Raw genomic sequence first — 14,505 nt, forward strand, 5'->3', positions numbered from 1 at the left:
GGCGCGGGCAGGCTAGGGTCGGCGCGTTGACAGCGGATGGACGATGCGTCAACGGCGACGGGGCCGACGCCGCCCGCGCCCCGCCTGCGCCCCTCGGTGACTGTCTGCGCCCCTTGGTGCCTCCGACGCGCCCTTGCGCGCCACCTGCCGGTAAGTGTTAGTGCGCCGTAAATTTGACTTGCCGTCATATTTTTCGGCCCTCCCGGCTCGGCCCGCCTTCGTCGAAAGGTGCTGCCATGCGGCGTATCTCCTCGTGGACGCGAGTACTCCGTTTCGGGCTCAGCGGCTGCCTCCTGGCGGCCGCCTCCGGCTCCGGCATGTGCCCAGCGGTCGCCGGACCGGGCGGTCCGCCGCCGCAGGGCGGGCGGTCTCACGACGGGTGGTCGCAAGGCGGGCCGTCGCACGTCGGGCCGTCGCCGGAGCAGAGGATCGAAGCGCTCCTCGGCCAGCTGACCACCGACGAGAAGGCGACGCTGCTACAGGGGATCGCCGCACCGAACGGGGTGTACGCGGTCGGCTACGTCCGGGGCGTGCCACGGCTGGGCATCCCGCCGCTGCTGCTGTCCGACGGCCCGGCCGGCGTACGGGACGGGCAACCGGCGACGGCGCTGCCGGCGCCGGTGTCGCTGGCCGCCGCCTTCGACCCGGGGCTCGCCACCACCTACGGCGCGGTGCTGGGCCGCGAGGCCCGGGCGCGCGGCTACCAGGTGCTGTACGCGCCGATGGTGAACCTCGTACGGGTGCCGCAGGGCGGGCGGAACTTCGAGACGCTGGGCGAGGACCCGTTCCTCGCCGGGCGGGTCGCGGCGGCGGAGGTCCGCGGCATCCAGGCGCAGGGGGTCGCGGCGCAGGTGAAGCACTTCGCGGCGAACAACCAGGAGAACAACCGGCAGTCGTACAGCTCCGAGGTGGACGAGCGGACGCTGGCCGAGATCGAGCTGCCCGCCTTCCAGGCGGCCGTCCGGGACGGCCGGGCCTGGTCGGCGATGTGCGGCTACAACCCGGTCAACAGCATCTGGGCGTGCGAGAACTTCCCGCTGCTGCGGGACGTGCTGAAGGGCCGCTGGGGGTTCGACGGGGCGGTCGGCTCCGACTACCCGGCCACCCACTCCTCGGTGAACGCCGCGGCGGGCGGGCTGGACCAGGAGTTCGGCGGTACGTCGTACTTCGCCGACCTGACGGCCGCCGTGGCCGACGGGCGGCTCGCCCCGGCCGTCCTGGACGACCAGGTGCGGCGGGTGCTGCGGCTGATGGTCCGGACCGGGGCGCTGGACGGCGGCCAGCCGCCCGCCGCCGACCCCGCCGCCGGCGCGCGCGACGCCCGGGCGGCGGCTGCCGCCGGGACGGTGCTGCTGCGCAACCAGGGGGCGGTGCTGCCGCTGGACGCCGCCCACCTGTCGTCCGTCGCGGTGATCGGCCCGTGGGCCGACCACGCCTACACCGGCGGCTACGGCTCCTCGCACGTCGCCCCCTACCCCGACCAGGTCGTGACGCCGCGTCAGGGCATCGCCGCCCGGGCCGGAGCGGGCGTCTCGGTGCGCTACCACCCGGGCGACGACGCGGCCGCGGCCGCCTCGGTGGCCGCCGGGGCGGACGTCGCGGTGGTGGTGGTCGGCGACGAGGAGACCGAGGGCGCGGACCGCGGCTCGCTGGACCTCGCCCCGGCGGACGACGCGCTGATCAACGCCGTCGCCCGCGCCAACCCGCGGACGGTGGTGGTGCTCAACACCGGCGGGCCGGTCACCATGCCGTGGCTGGACGCGGTGCCGGCGGTGGTCGAGGCCTGGTACCCGGGCGAGCAGAGCGGCACCGCGCTCGCCGACGTGCTGTTCGGCGACGTCGATCCGGCGGGGCGGCTGCCCGTCACCTTCCCGACCTCGGCGGCGGCCACGCCGATCCGGGACGCCTCCCAGTACCCCGGCACGGACGGCGCCTACCACTACACCGAGCAGCTCGCGGTCGGGTACCGCTGGTACGACGCGACCGCCACCGCCCCGCTGTTCCCCTTCGGCCACGGCCTCTCGTACACCACCTTCGGCTACAGCAACCTCACCGTGACCGGCCCGGACGCCGCCGGCCGGGTGCGGGTCGGCTTCGACCTCGCCAACCAGGGGGCCCGGACCGGCACCGAGGTGCCGCAGCTGTACGTCTCCTTCCCGTCCGCGGCCGGTGAGCCGCCGCAGCAGCTCAAGGCCTTCGACAAGGTCACGTTGGCGCCCGGCCGTTCGACGCACGTGGAACTGCCGCTGGACCGCTCCTCCTTCGCGCTCTGGGATCCCGGCGTGCACGGCTGGCAGGTGCCCGGCGGGCGGTACGGCCTGATGGTCGGCTCCTCCTCGCGCGCGCCGAAGCTGCAGGGCACGGTGGACGTCCCTGCCTCGCCGGCCGTCTCCACCTGGTCCGGGCGGATCACCGGCGCCGACGGGTCCTGTCTGGACGCGGCCGCCGCCGCCGCGGACGGCAACGAGGCGGTACGGCTGGCCGGCTGCGCGGGCACGGCGGCCCAGGACGCCACGGTCGGCTCGGACGGCACCGTCCGCGCCCTCGACGGCTGCCTGACCCCGGCGGGCCCGGACGACGGCGCCGCCGTCCGGCTGCGGGACTGCACCGCGGGCGCCGACCAGGTGTGGCGCCCGGGCCCGGACTCCTCGCTCCTCCACCCGGAGTCCGGCCGCTGCCTCGCGGCCGTCGACGGCCGGCTGCTGCTGCGGACCTGCTCGGGGGGCGCCGAGCAGAGCTGGGCCACCCCCCGCCCGAGCGGCCGGGTGACCGGCATCGCCGGGCAGTGCGTGGACCTCATCCGCGCGGACACGGCCAACGGCACCGCCGTCCAGCTCTACCGCTGCAACTCCACCGGGGCCCAGGACTGGACCGTCGGGCAGGACGGCTCCCTGCGGGCCCTCGGCAAGTGCCTGGACGTCACCAACGGCTGGACCGCCGCCGGGACGCCCGCCCAGCTCTACGACTGCAACGGCACCGGCGCCCAGCGCTGGCAGCCACGCCCGGACGGCACGCTCCTCAACCCGGCCTCCGGCCGCTGCCTCGACGCCCGCGACGGCAGCGGCGCCGACTGGACCAGGCTGCAGATCTGGGACTGCCACGGCGGCCCCAACCAGCGCTGGACCCTCCCGTCCTGACACCTGCCGTCGGCGCAGGCGCCCGCCGCCCGCCGCCGTCCGATGGCCGCGGCGGCGGGGCTGCGTCGGTCGTTTGCTTCCAGAGCCGGGAGGTAGGCGCCGGCCTGGCCGGCGGCGGTCGGGTGGAAGGACTGTCCGATCGGCCAGTTCAGGGCGTGCAGCCAGGGAGCGGGGTCGCAGAGCTGGTGGCCGGCGAACCGGCTGGTCACATCCGCGTAGGCGAAGTTCGGGTACTTGGCGGCCTCGCTCTGGATGACGCTGTTCAGGACGTCGGCGCCGTCGTTGAGGGCAGAACGCCTGGCCGGGCTGATCCCCGGGCAGAGGGGGGCGCCGGAGTCGTAGAAGCGGGGGTAGCCGAGGATCACCACGTGGGCGTTGGCGGCGCGGGAGCGGATGGCGCTGTAGACGGTGTCGAGTTCGCCGGGGAGTTGGGTGCGGGCGGTGTTCTCTGCGGAGGAGACGGCGCTGAGGCAGGCGGCGTCGCTGCCGAGCAAGCAGGAGGCCAGTACGTCGCGCAGGCCGACGTCGTTGCCGCCGATGGTCATGCTGACCAAGGTGGTGCCGGAAGTGAGCGGGGCGAGTTGGTTGTTCACGACGTCGGTGGTGGTGGCGCCGCCGCAGGCCTGGAAGTCGAAGGTGGCCGGTGAGGTGGACTGGGCGTAGAGGTACGGGTACGCGTTGGTGCTCTGGTTGCAGCTGTTGAGGTACGTGCTGGATGATCCGCCGCCCGCGGAGTAGGAGTCGCCGAGGGCCACGTAGTTGACGGTGGCGGCGTGGGCGGTGCCGGTGGTGGCGGCGAGTGCGGTGGTCGTCAGGGTGAGGAGCGCGGCCGCGAGGGCTGCGGGGCGGGTTCGGCTCATCGGTTGCCTCCTTGGTGGGACGGCTGGTGTGTCAGTGGGGCTGTTCGGCGTTGCGGCGCGGTGCCCGGACGCGGTCAGGAGTGCTGACCGAGGAAGTCGGCGAGCTCCTTGTCGTACCGGGCGGGGTCGGCGTTCCAGGAGCCGGTGTGGCCGGCCCCGGGGACGGTGACGAGTCGGACCCTGTCCGGCCAGTCGCGGGCGAATCGGGCGCTGCTGGCGTACGGGACGAGTGTGTCGGCGGTGCCGTGGAAGAGCAGCACGGGCTGTCCGGGGCCGCCGTTGCGCCGGTTCGCCGCCAGGGTGTCGACCTGGTCGAGGTCCACTCCGGCTTGGATCTGGATGAAGGGGGCCGTGAGGTCGGCGATGGGGAACGGGAATCCGAGGCCGGTGGCGATCGTGTCGATGGCCGCCCGGTAGTCGAGTGCGGGTGAGTCGAGGACGACTGAGCGGACCGCGCTGGTGTCCTGGGCGCGCTGCAGGTAGTTCTCGACGATTGCGCCGCCCATGGAGAACCCGTAGAGCACCACACCGGAGGCTCCGTGGGCGCGGGCGTAGCGGACGGCGGCGTCGAGGTCGCGCCATTCCGTGTTGCCGAGTTGTCGGTTGCCGTTGGAGTCGCGGGGTGCGCCGGGGTCGTTGCGGTAGGTGATGTCGAGGATCGGGTAGCCGAGGTCGTGGAGTTCGGGCATCGTGCGAAGTCCCGCGCTGCGGCCGGCGCCGAGCCCGTGGACCTGGATGACCCAGGTGCTGCGCGAGCCCGGGAGGTACCAGGCGGGCATCGGGCCCAGGTCGCCGGGGTAGCTGACCTCCTGGTGGTCCAGCCCCACCGCTCGGCGCGGGTCCGAGTTCCACACGGTGACGATGATCTTCGCCTTGGCGCCGACGGCGGGTGGGGTGGTGGCCCGGAGTTCGCGGGTGACGGTCTTGCTGTCCGAGGCGAGGATGCGGCCGAGTTCTCCCGAGCGCCGCTGCGCGGATCCGCTGTCCTGCCAGACCAGGCCGTAGGTGCCGGCGTAGCGGCTCTCGTCGGTGGCGGGAAGGGTCACCGTCGCGGTCCCCACGGCGATGACGCGGGTGTTCAGCGGGGTGTCGTCGGTGGGGTGCAGCAACTTGCCGGTCAGTAGCCACAGCGCGCCGGACGCCGCCGTGAGAGTGAGGACGAGCAGGCCCGTGACGGCGACGACGATGCGTCGGCGCAGGCGGGTACGGCGGCTGGACGGTGGTGTCGTGGGGTCGGTCATCGCCGGGGTCGGCTCCTGGTTCATGGCTGCTTCAGCGTGGTGGGGCCGGAGGCCAGGGTGAGGGCGAGTCCGGTCGGTGTGACGGTGAGTGAGACGGGCTTGAGGGACAGGGGGTAGTCGGCTTGTTGTTTCCGCGCGGTGAGCTTGGTGTTGATCTGGTCGAGCTGGGGACCGGTGATCGTTCGGCCGAGGAACTGCAGGCTGGTGGCGGTGATGGTGACCCGGTCGCCGGCCAGGGCGGGCTTCAGCGTCAACTGGCCCATGCCACCCGGGCCCAGGGCGAGCAGGAGGGTGCCGGTGGCGGGGTCGGTCCGGGTGCTGCTGACGGGAACGCCCTGGCCCGAGTCGCGGATCGTTTCCGCCAGGGAGTCGGCGGGGATCGTGACGGTGGCCCGGACGTCGGACGCCGTCGCGGGCTCGGCCAAGTGGAGGTCGTCGAGCGTGATGCGGACCGAGGCGCCCGTGAGTGGGCCGAGGTGGGCGTTGTCCGCGCCGAGCGTGACGTGATCCAGGTGCCGGTCGAGGACCGTGAGCAGCGCCGGGCCGGCGCCGGTGTCGACCGTCACGCGGGTGGCGAGCGCCTTTCCCATGCGGTCGGCGATCCGGCTCTCCAGGACGTGCCGGGTGACGGCCTCGCCGCCCCCGGCGAGGGCCAGCACGACGGCCACGGGCAGGACGACGGCGCGGGTGATCCGGCCTCGCCGGGTGGTCGGGCGGCGGAGGCGGCCCAGCCGCGTGGTGGCGGTTCGGGCCGGCTCGGGACGGGTGGTCATCATTGTCCTGCTGTCGTCGTCGGGGCGTCGGAGGGGGCGGGCGGCCCGGTGCGGTCCCGGCGGCGTCCTATGGTCGGCCGTTGTCCTGGGGACGGGGCGCGACCGGTGTGCGTGAGCAGCACGACGACCGCGACGATCAGGAGGGCCGCAACACAGACGCCGAGCAGCGCGAGGGATCTGGAGCCCGTGAGCACGACTGCTCTCCCTTGTCCTGACCCCGCGGGTCGGCGAGGTCGGAAGCATCCTGTCGCCGTTGTGCAAGGCGAAGGTTCGGCCTGTGTTCGGGCGGTGTAAGGATCACCGTCGGTCCGCCGGACGGTGACGGTCCGCGGGTTAGCATCGGTGCAGTTCGAAGCCGTGGCACGCGCGACTGGCCAAGCAGCCGCGAGATGGGTGCCGCGGCGCAGGGAGACTGCGGTGACACCGGACAGATGACACAGAGCAAGGGCCTTGTGCTGGTGGTGGAGGACGAGCGCCACATCGCCGACCTCCAGCGCCTGTACCTCACCCGCGAGGGCTTCGGCGTCCACACCGAGGCCGACGGCACCGCCGGGTTGGCCGCCGTGGCACGGCTGCGGCCGGTGGCGATCGTTCTCGACATCGGGCTGCCCGGGCTGGACGGCACGGACTTCTGCCGCCGGCTGCGCGCCGCCGACGACTGGACGCCCGTCATCCTGGTCACTGCCCGGGACGAGGAGGCCGACCGGATCCTCGGCCTGGAGATCGGGGCCGACGACTACCTCACCAAACCGTTCTCGCCCCGCGAGCTGGTCGCCCGCGTCAAGGCGGTGCTGCGCCGCACCGCCGGCCCACCGGTCTCGGCCGTCCTGGGCACCAGCCGGCTGCGCCTGGACCCCGGCCGCCGCACGGTGCTCTGCGACGGTGAACCGCTGGAGCTGACCACCACCGAGTTCAACCTGCTCGCCCACCTGCTGGCCCGGCCCGGTCAGGTCTTCAGCCGCGAGCAGCTCCGCGCCCAGGTCTGGGGGCAGGCCGACTACGGCGACAGCCGGGTCGTCGACGTCTACGTCTCGCAGCTGCGCGCCAAGCTCGGCGACGCCAGCCCGATCCGCACCGTGCGGGGGATCGGCTACAGCGCCCAGGAGCCGGACCGGTGAGGCGCCTGCGCGCGGGCTCACTCACCGGCAGCCTGGTCCTGCTCGCCACCGTGGTGGCAGCCACCGCCGTGCTGCTGGCGGGGGTCGCGGCCTGGCAGACCGCCTTCTCCAACGCCGAGTCCCAGTACCGGGAGCGCCTGTCCCGGCAGGCCACCGTGCTCAGCCTCGCTCCCAACCTGTCCGTGCTGCTCCTCGACCAGACCCAGCGGCTGACCGGGGCCACCGGCGTCCTGGTCGCCGTCGTCGCTCCCGACGGACACGTGGACGGCCCCGCGGCGAAGGCCGTCGCCCCGGCCGACCGGGACGCGCTGCTCGCCGGACGGACGCTCTCCGCCACGGCCTCGCTCGGCGACCAGCGCGTACTCGTCCAGGGACACCCGGCAAGCAACGGCGGCGCTGTCGTGCTGACCCAGCCGTTCACCGAGGTCGATGCGGCGGCCAGCCGGATGCGCGGCAGCCTGACGCTCCCCCTGGTCGCGGGCCTGGTCGGAGCCGCCCTCGCCGGAGCCCTGCTGGCCCGCCGCATCGCCCGCCCCCTGGTCGCGGCGGCCGGTGTCGCCCACCGACTCGCCGCAGGTGAACGCGGCCTGCGCTGCGAGGCCGACGGCCCCACCGAGGCCCGTGACGTCGCCCAGGCCCTGAACGCACTGGGCGCCGCCCTCGAACGCAGCGAACAGCGCCAGCGCGACTTCCTGACCTCGATCTCCCACGAGATCCGTACCCCCCTCACCGCACTCCAGGGCTACGCCGAGGCCCTCACCGACGGGGTCGTCGAACCCGGGCAGCAGGCCCAGGTCGGCCAGATCCTCCTGACCGAGACCAAACGCCTGGACCGCTTCGTCTCCGACCTGCTCGAACTCGCACGCCTGGACGCCGACGACTTCCCCATCACCCGCGAACCCACCGACCTCACCGCCCTCGTCCGTGAGACCGCGCAAGCCTGGGACCAGAGGGTCCGACAGAGCGAACTCCACCTGCGGGTGGAAACGGCCGGGGAACCCGTGATCACGGTCACCGACGGATTCCGGGTCCGCCAGCTGCTCGACGGCCTGATCGGCAACGCCGTGCGGATCTCGCCGCCCGGCGCCCCCGTGGTGCTGGCCCTGCGCCGAACGGACAGCGGCGACACCGAGCTACAGGTCCGCGACGGCGGCCCCGGCCTGACCGACGAAGACATCCGGGTTGCCTTCGAACCCGGCGCCCTGCACTCCCGCTATGCGGGCACCCGCCCCGGCGGCACCGGCCTCGGCCTGGCCATCACCCGTCGCCTCACCGACCGGCTCGGCGCCACCATCACCGTCCACGGCCACGGCCCCGAGGGCGGCGCCTGCTTCACCGTCGCCCTCGGCACCATCCCGCTCGATGCGTAGCCGCCCGCGCAGCACCCCGGACCAGAGCCGCGTCCGAACCGCCTGCCCCGAGCAGCGCCCGGGGCTCGCTTCGAAGGAATAATTCGCACACTACTCATATGGCGCTATCCGGCCCGCCTCCGACTGTGATGACCTTGGCGACTGTGGCGCGAGTCACATCGTGTGACATCGCGCCACATCACATCGCGTCACATCGCGGCGGAATCGCACCGCGGTGGGTGCCCGACCCAAGGCGATCGAGGAGGTACTCGTGAGTGGCAGGAAGAACAGTGGCAGGGGGGCCGAAGGTGACGGCTTCCGGGATCTGGGCCCCGAGGAGCTGGCGGAGATCGAGCGTGTGATCCTCGGCGGCGACGACGGGATCGCGCTGCGGCACGCCGCGCACGAGGCCGGCGGGCCGCGCGTGTCTGCGGCCGATCTGCAGAAGGCCCTTGAGCTCCATGTGTGCATGGGCCTGAACGCCTGCCGGAACCACGACATCGACGAGAAGGCGCCGATGGCGGGCATGGGAGCCTGTGCCACCGTCCTGCACGTGTGCCACGGCGCCAACGAGTGCCGCGGACAGGGCGGGTGCGGCTACACCGGCCCCGACGCGGAACTCGCCAAGCCGGGCGACCAGGCCTGTCGGCAGAACGGCAGCTGCGCGAGCCCGATCAACGTCAGCCGGGTGTTCGCGGGCGGCCCGCTGAAGGGCAAGAGCGTCTGGAAGCTCGCCCGCCAGCTGTTCGAGGCCCGGATGTACGCCGCCGGCCTCCCGTTCGGCCCGTCCCCGGGCGAGGGCTACCCGGACGACCTGGTCCCGCCGTACGAAGTGAACGAGGCCGAGCGGAGGAAGAAGAGGCTCGACCGGAGCAAGCCGCAGGTGCTCCCGCTGCCGTCGGACGAGGCGAACGCGTGACGCAGCGTCACCACGGCGAGCGGGCCGACCGGGTGTCCCGCTTCGACCTGCCGAACCTGGGGTTCGGTGTCGGCCTGCGCAGCCCGCACCACCGGTACGTACTGGACCACCTCGGCGATGAGCTGGGCGCCGAGTGGCTGGAGATCATCTCCGAGAACCACCTCGACTCCCACGGCCACCCGCGTCACGTACTGGACCGGGTCGCCGAGCGGCACCCCCTGGTCATGCACGGGGTGTCGCTGTCGATCGGCAGCGTGGAGCCCCTGGACTTCGACTACCTGAGGAGGCTCCGGCAGCTGGCCGATGCGGTGGGCGCCGCCTGGGTGTCGGACCACGTGTGCTTCACCGGGGTCGCCGGGCTCAACACCCACGACCTGCTGCCGGTCCCCTTCACCGAGGCCGCGTTGACCCATCTGGTGCGACGGGTCAGGACCGTGCAGGACTTCCTGGAGCGCCCGCTGGTGCTGGAGAACCCCAGCACCTACGTGGGCTTCACCGCATCGACCATGCCGGAGGAGGAGTTCGTGGCGCGGCTGGCGGTCGAGGCCGACTGCGGGCTCCTGCTCGACGTCAACAACGTCTACGTGTCGGCCGTCAACCACGACACCGATCCGCGCGCCTACCTCGGAGCACTCCCGCACGACCGGGTCGTGCAGATCCACCTGGCCGGTCACACCGACGCGGGCACACATCTGATCGACACCCATGACGGACCGGTCGCACCGGCCGTGTGGGAGCTGTACGACGCGGCGATCGCGCTGACCGGGCCCGTGTCCACCCTGCTGGAGTGGGACGACCGCCTGCCGCCCTTCCCCGAACTGGTCGCGGAACTCGACAAGGCGCGCCGGCGGGCCCTCGAACCGCCGAACGCCCGTGTCAGGGCGGGAGTCTGACATGTCGACGGTCGAAGGAGCGCCGGCGCACCTGGCCGAACTCCAGCACTGGCTGCAGGCCGCCGTCCTCCACGCCATCGGCCCGGACCAGGCGGGCGGCGCGGCCACCGCCCAGGTGCTCACACCGTCCGGCCGGCTCACCGCCGGCGAGCGGCTGGACATCTACCGCCGCGGTTACCGGCTGCGCCTGCTGGCCTGCCTGCGCTCCTGCTTCCCCGCCCTGCGCCGACTCCTGGGGCCGGAGGCCTTCGACGCGCTCGCCACCGAGTACCTGAACACCTGCCCGCCCCGCAGCTGGACCCTGGAGCACTTCGCCGACGGCTTCGCGTCACACCTCGCGACCACCAGGCCCGACCTCGACCCACCGGGCCACGACGTCGACCCCTGGGTCCAGCTGATCGTCGAACTCGCGGGATATGAAAGGGCTTTCGCCGAGGTGTACGACGCCGAGCCGGCCCGCGCGTGCCGCGTGCTGGCCTGTCGCCACCCCGTGCACCGCTACGCGGCCGCGGTGGCCCGCGGCGAGGACCCGCAGCCGCCGGCCGCACGCCCCGTACTCCTGGTGCTGCGCCGCCGGGACCACGGCGTCCACGTCACGGAGCTGACCGAGGACGTCCGGCGCACGCTGCTCGCCTCCTCGAACACCGAGCATCCCGACACCGAGCACCCCGACACCGAGCACCCCGACCGCCCCGACCGGGCCGGTCCGCCATCCGCACCGCCCTCACCGCGCCCCGAGCGCCCGGAACCGAACGGAGCCGAGGTATGACGACCGACGCCACCAAGCCCGCCACCCGCCGCCTGCCCGACATCCCCTTCGCGGTCACCCCGATCGGCACGATCAAGGCCGATCGACCGATCGAGGACATCGACACCTTGCTCGACCACCTGTACCAGGCGGCCCAGGTCGAGCTGTCAACCGTCCCGATGTACCTGTACGCGGCCTACTCCATCGGGACCAAGGGCCACAGCCAGTGGGACCCGGGAATCTCCGCCCAGCGCACGATCATCAGCATCGCGATCGAGGAGATGCTGCACCTGTGCCTGGTGCGCAACCTGATCATCGCGCTCGGCGGAGCGGACCGGATCGTCTTCTACGACCCGGACTTCATCACCAGGTACCCGAGCCTGATGCTCCATCGGACTCCGCCGCTGACCCTTCACCTGGAGCCGTGCAGCAAGGATCTGATGAACCGGGTGTTCCTGCCGCTGGAACTGCCCGCCGAGAAGGGGGCGAAGCCGCAAGCGGGCGAGTACAACACGCTCGGCCAGTTCTACAAGGCGATCGAAGTCGGCCTCAAGCACCTGACCGAGGCCGACCCGGACGACGTGTGGAAGTACGCGAAGGCAAACGCCCCCTGGCAGTACGAGAGCGCCTACTGGAACCACGACGGCGGCGGCGAACCCGTGGTCATCACCGACCTCCACACCGCCGAGACCGCTCTGAAGATGGTGGTCGAGCAGGGCGAGGGCGTGGACCCGAAGAAGGCCACCGTCCCGATCGACCCGGTCAACCCGCGCCCCGGCCTCGACGAGCTCTCGCACTACGCGAAGTTCAAGAGGATCGAACAGGGCATCGAGGTCACCGGGCAGGTCCGCAACGTCCCCAGCGATCCCCGGGCGAAGGGCTTCTCCGGACCGGCCGCAGGCCTGGCCGTCCTCTTCAACGCCGCCTACTGCTACACCCTGGCCATGCTCGACAAGCTCTACGACGTCCAGTCGAACTTCAACCCGAACCAGCGGAACACCCGCTACCACCTGGAGCGCACCTTCATCGCCTCGATGAGCGGTGTGCTCTACCCCATCGCCGAACTCCTCATGACGACCCCGGGCAGCGACGACCCCGCCTGGGACGGGACCTGTGCCGCTCCCACCTTCGAGTACTACGACTTCGCCGCCGAGCAGAAGGCCAAGGGACACCGGACCATGAAGGAGCACCTGCTCTGGCTCTGCGAGACCGCCGTCGTCGACTTCCCCGAACTCGGCGGTGACAACAGCGTCCACTGGCTCCTGAAGAACCTGCCCAGCGTGGACGACATCCCCTCGGATCCCCCCGCCAGCCGCCCGCGCCCGATGCCCAACTGACGGACCGCGACCGGCGCCCCGGCACGCCCGCTTCGCGACTCGGTGACGTGAGCCGCTCAGCGCAGGCCGGCCACGACGTCCCTGACACGGGACAGTGCTTCCGGCTCCTCGTGGAGAGTGCGTGTGACGAGGGATACCCCTTGGGCCATTGCCTGGGGTGTGCTCCTGCCGTTGAGGGCCATCAGGACCTTGAGCCTGAGGTCGAGGAACTCCTGTGCGCGGCGGCGGCAACCGGAGATCACGTCGTCCAGGCCGCCCTGGAGGTCGAACTCCCGGGCAAGGTGTTCCAGTCGACGCAGGATGGCCGTCTTGTGTTCCCAGAGGAGGTGGAACTGCCGGTAGTCGATGAGGTGGTCTCCTGCCTCGACGGCCTTCAGATGGCGTATGAACCTGTCGTGGACCTCGAACCCCGACGAGACGGTGAAGTCGGGCGGTTGGGCCTCGGGTTTCGGTGGGGACCACCACCAGTACTCGGTACCGGCGCGGAAGATGTCCAGCTCGGGTGCCTCCAGGTAGCTCGACAGCTCGGTCCACAGCCGCCCGGGATCGAACGCCGGGCGCGTCCGCACCCGCTGGAGGAGCTGGACGGGGTAGCGGATCGCGGCGAAGTCGGAGTTCGGTGCCGTCAGGGACAGCGCTCGTTCGAAGGCTTCCTCGAAAGCCCGGTAGCCGAACTCCAGGGTCTGGAACCGCTGGCTTCCGGGCCGTCCGATCGCACCGCCGAAGCCGACGACGCGGAGCTGCTCCGACCGGTCGTCGTAGCCGTAGACGAGAAGCTCATGGACGAAGGGACGCGGCTCCCCCCGCAGGAAGGAGTCGTCCACGAAGACGATGACGTGCCGGCCGGAGTCGATACAGCTTCGGAGGAACGCAACGATGCGGCCGATGCGCCCGGCGGCCGCGCGGTCCAGTGTCCGGGTGTGCAGGACTTCCCGACAGGTCAGTGAGCTGTGGAAGTCCAGGTGTGGCGCCTTCTGCTGGGAGTCGGAACCCATGGCATAGAGCTGGATGTACTGCGAGTAGAACCATGGCCTCATGGCCTCGTCCGCGAGGATCACGCAGAGCGGTAACGCGCCGGCCAGATAGGTGTTGTGATCACTTTGGAGGACGGTCGGGAGTTCGTTCTTTCCTGGCACTGTCGTTGTCACCACCGGATCCGGGACGAAGAACCACTCGGTACCTGCTGTTAGGGCGTGCCTGCCCGTGCGCCGTTCCGGGTCGGGCGGTGGACGGCGCACGGGCATGGCGACGGACCCCTCGCCGTTCGTCCGCTCGGCCCTGGGGCCGTCATGCCCCGGCCCGGGCCGTCGCGGTGGCGTCCGCCAGCCGGGTAGCAGCTTCGGCCGGTGGGGGACGGCCGTTGCCGGGATGCCTGAGCTGGCGGTTCAGTCGGTCAGGGGGCACCTCCTGCTGGACGCGCTCGGAAGAGCGAGATAAATGGTCCATACCAAAATGGTCCATACCAATGGGAACTTAAACGCTTTAGCAGGCTAGCCATCACAAGTTCATTCGCGCAACGGGAAGTTGGCGGTGTCTTCGCGGCGCGTCCGGCGTCCAGGGGGTGCGGGCGGCCGCGGGCACCTCGGCGAGGGGTCGGCCGGCATCCCGGCGACCACCGTCTGAGCTGCTGATCTTCGGTGGACCGGGATCCGGGCCGGCGGACGGCGGGGCGGCTTGCCACGGGTTTCGGCCCGGGCGATTCCGGAGGAGGAAGGCGGATCCGGGCCTCGGACCGGCACTTCGGGGAAGGTGTGTGAAGCTCGTAGCCCTGGTTGAAAAGGTGGTTGACATATCCTCGACCACTGTCCTTGTATGGGGCGGGCACAGACCGATGACGCAGGAGCTCCGGAATCCACGAGGGATCCGCCGGAGCCGCATGGGCGGGCCGACGCAGATAGCTCCAGGGGGGGCTGCGTCGAGCATTCGGTCGTTTCGAATCGATGACATGCCTTCTCCGCGGTCGGCGGGAAGGCGAGCCGAGGCCGTGCGATATCAGGCCTGGATCGATGCCATACCGTCCGCGGACCCGGGGGGGGCCCCCCGTGACCCCGCGGGGGGGCGGGGGATTTACGGGGGGGGTGGTGGGTGGGGGAGGCACAAAAGAGCCGGCAGGCAGGAGGGCAACCGCGG

At 71.9% G+C, this 14,505-nt stretch carries 10 protein-coding genes; 7 read left to right on the top strand and 3 right to left on the bottom strand.

The annotated features are described in order from the left end of the window. The first annotated feature begins 236 nt into the window (after positions 1–236). Positions 237–3,137, top strand: a complete 2,901-nt coding sequence (locus ACFV6I_RS04520) for a glycoside hydrolase family 3 C-terminal domain-containing protein (RefSeq protein WP_380423538.1) — start codon at positions 237–239, stop codon at positions 3,135–3,137. Positions 3,138–4,071: 934 nt separating this feature from the next. On the opposite strand, the gene ACFV6I_RS04525 is transcribed toward ACFV6I_RS04520, so the two are convergent. Both ACFV6I_RS04525 and ACFV6I_RS04530 read right to left on the bottom strand, forming a co-directional pair. Continuing rightward, entirely contained in the window at positions 4,072–5,262 is a 1,191-nt protein-coding gene (locus ACFV6I_RS04525) for an alpha/beta hydrolase (RefSeq protein WP_380423539.1), read from the bottom strand. Next, positions 5,259–6,014, bottom strand: a complete 756-nt coding sequence (locus tag ACFV6I_RS04530; protein ID WP_380423540.1) for a DUF2993 domain-containing protein — start codon at positions 6,012–6,014, stop codon at positions 5,259–5,261. Before ACFV6I_RS04530 ends, ACFV6I_RS04525 begins: the two co-directional genes overlap by 4 nt. Positions 6,015–6,442: 428 nt before the next feature. Between ACFV6I_RS04530 and ACFV6I_RS04535 the strand changes: the two genes are divergently transcribed. The 6 genes from ACFV6I_RS04535 (at position 6,443) to ACFV6I_RS04560 (ending at position 12,375) form a co-directional block, all read left to right on the top strand. Beyond that, positions 6,443–7,129: a response regulator transcription factor gene (locus ACFV6I_RS04535; protein ID WP_380368524.1), complete on the top strand. Its 687-nt coding sequence runs from the start codon at positions 6,443–6,445 to the stop codon at positions 7,127–7,129. Next, positions 7,126–8,499 (top strand): histidine kinase dimerization/phospho-acceptor domain-containing protein, encoded by a 1,374-nt coding sequence (locus tag ACFV6I_RS04540; RefSeq protein WP_380423541.1) that lies wholly within the window; start codon positions 7,126–7,128, stop codon positions 8,497–8,499. The genes ACFV6I_RS04535 and ACFV6I_RS04540 overlap by 4 nt, the downstream gene beginning before the upstream one ends. Positions 8,500–8,749: 250 nt before the next feature. After that, a complete protein-coding gene (locus tag ACFV6I_RS04545; RefSeq protein ID WP_380423542.1) occupies positions 8,750–9,397 on the top strand; it encodes a hypothetical protein in 648 nt (215 codons plus the stop codon). Beyond that, positions 9,394–10,290, top strand: a complete 897-nt coding sequence (locus ACFV6I_RS04550) for a DUF692 domain-containing protein (protein ID WP_380423543.1) — start codon at positions 9,394–9,396, stop codon at positions 10,288–10,290. The genes ACFV6I_RS04545 and ACFV6I_RS04550 overlap by 4 nt, the downstream gene beginning before the upstream one ends. 1 nt (position 10,291) lies before the next feature. Beyond that, on the top strand, positions 10,292–11,059 hold the full coding sequence (locus ACFV6I_RS04555) for a putative DNA-binding domain-containing protein (RefSeq protein ID WP_380423544.1): 768 nt from the start codon (positions 10,292–10,294) through the stop codon (positions 11,057–11,059). Next, on the top strand, positions 11,056–12,375 hold the full coding sequence (locus ACFV6I_RS04560) for a ferritin-like protein (RefSeq protein WP_380423545.1): 1,320 nt from the start codon (positions 11,056–11,058) through the stop codon (positions 12,373–12,375). Before ACFV6I_RS04555 ends, ACFV6I_RS04560 begins: the two co-directional genes overlap by 4 nt. A 56-nt stretch (positions 12,376–12,431) precedes the next feature. Here ACFV6I_RS04560 and ACFV6I_RS04565 read toward each other — a convergent pair whose 3' ends face one another. Beyond that, positions 12,432–13,619, bottom strand: coding sequence for a hypothetical protein (locus ACFV6I_RS04565; protein WP_380423546.1), 1,188 nt, complete (start codon positions 13,617–13,619; stop codon positions 12,432–12,434). Positions 13,620–14,505 lie beyond the last annotated feature (886 nt).

It is taken from the genome of Kitasatospora sp. NPDC059803 (assembly GCF_042732255.1).
In the GTDB taxonomy this organism is placed as follows: Bacteria; Actinomycetota; Actinomycetes; order Streptomycetales; family Streptomycetaceae; genus Kitasatospora.

Coding starts and splice junctions, on each gene's coding strand:
- ACFV6I_RS04520 (WP_380423538.1), top strand. CDS start 237: ATGCGGCGTATCTCCTCGTGGACGCGAGTACTCCGTTTCGGGCTCAGC.
- ACFV6I_RS04525 (WP_380423539.1), bottom strand. CDS start 5,262: ATGAACCAGGAGCCGACCCCGGCGATGACCGACCCCACGACACCACCG.
- ACFV6I_RS04530 (WP_380423540.1), bottom strand. CDS start 6,014: ATGATGACCACCCGTCCCGAGCCGGCCCGAACCGCCACCACGCGGCTG.
- ACFV6I_RS04535 (WP_380368524.1), top strand. CDS start 6,443: ATGACACAGAGCAAGGGCCTTGTGCTGGTGGTGGAGGACGAGCGCCAC.
- ACFV6I_RS04555 (WP_380423544.1), top strand. CDS start 10,292: ATGTCGACGGTCGAAGGAGCGCCGGCGCACCTGGCCGAACTCCAGCAC.
- ACFV6I_RS04560 (WP_380423545.1), top strand. CDS start 11,056: ATGACGACCGACGCCACCAAGCCCGCCACCCGCCGCCTGCCCGACATC.
- ACFV6I_RS04565 (WP_380423546.1), bottom strand. CDS start 13,619: ATGCCCGTGCGCCGTCCACCGCCCGACCCGGAACGGCGCACGGGCAGG.